The following is a 925-nucleotide window of genomic DNA, read 5'->3' on the forward strand; positions in this document are numbered from 1 at the left end:
CGAAAACTTCACAATCTTCTGAAAAGACAATTCAATCCAAAAGATCCCGACAGTGTATGGTGTACTGATATCACCTACATCTGGACAGAAGAAGGATTTGTCTATCTGACCAGCGTGATGGACCTGTGGATTTAGTATTAATGGTGCATCCCTTAAACCTCTGAAAATTCAAGTGGTAGAATGTCATAAGAAGAACAATTTGAATTCCAGAATGAGGAGGAATGAAAAATGGCAAAGCAATATGACAAAGAATTTAAGGAACAGGTGATTCAGTATGTACTCGATCATCCAGACCTTGCCTACACCCAGATCGCGCAACAGTTCGGAGTCCATGACACAACAATTGGAGGATGGGTAAAAAGCTATAAAGAGCATGACGATCAGGTCGTCGTAAGAGGATCCGGCAACTATGCCAGCGATGAAGCCAAAGAGATCGCCCATCTTAAAAAGCAGCTCAGAGATACCCAGGACGCGCTCAATGTATTAAAAAAAGCAATCAGTATACTCGGCAAGTAACGGCTCGTCTCCTCTATCGATCGGTCCAGGAATACAAAGAGAAACATCCCAAAGCATCGATAGCGGGTATACTGGCTATATTGGAGAAGAGCCCTTCCGGCTACTACAAGTATTTAAGATCAAAACCATCCAAGACAAAAGTCCGACGGGAAAAAACAAAAAAAGCAATCGTCAAGATCTACAACGATTCGCACCAGCTGTATGGCTCGCCCAAGATCGCAGAGATCCTGCACAAGAAAGGGATCCAAGGATGCCAGAAGTATGTCTATTCGATCATGAAAGAAGCCAATATCAAACCGAAATATCTGAAACACAAGATAAAAACGACCATATCTAAAGGGAATGATCGAAAACTTCACAATCTTCTGAAAAGACAATTCAATCCAAAAGATCCCGACAGTGTATGGTG

2 protein-coding genes and 1 pseudogene are annotated in these 925 nt (G+C 42.2%); all 3 read left to right on the forward strand.

Features of this window, described 5'->3' with window-relative positions; translation table 11 throughout:
• A pseudogene (locus tag BO225_RS12585) lies at positions 1–129 on the forward strand (IS3 family transposase); the annotation flags it as partial.
• A gap of 99 nt (positions 130–228) precedes the next feature.
• Entirely contained in the window at positions 229–516 is a 288-nt protein-coding gene (locus BO225_RS00205) for a transposase (protein ID WP_076340276.1), read from the forward strand.
• 80 nt (positions 517–596) lie between these two features.
• Positions 597–925, forward strand: a 329-nt coding sequence (locus BO225_RS00210) for an IS3 family transposase (RefSeq protein WP_143356701.1), incomplete at its 3' end; no start/stop codon positions are given.

Origin of the sequence: Dubosiella newyorkensis, from assembly GCF_001945605.1 — a bacterium.
Lineage (GTDB): Bacteria > Bacillota_I > Bacilli_A > Erysipelotrichales > Erysipelotrichaceae > Dubosiella > Dubosiella newyorkensis.

What these genes read in the sequence shown, in the direction of transcription:
- BO225_RS00205 (WP_076340276.1), top strand. Translation starts at nt 229, where the DNA reads ATGGCAAAGCAATATGACAAAGAATTTAAGGAACAGGTGATTCAGTAT.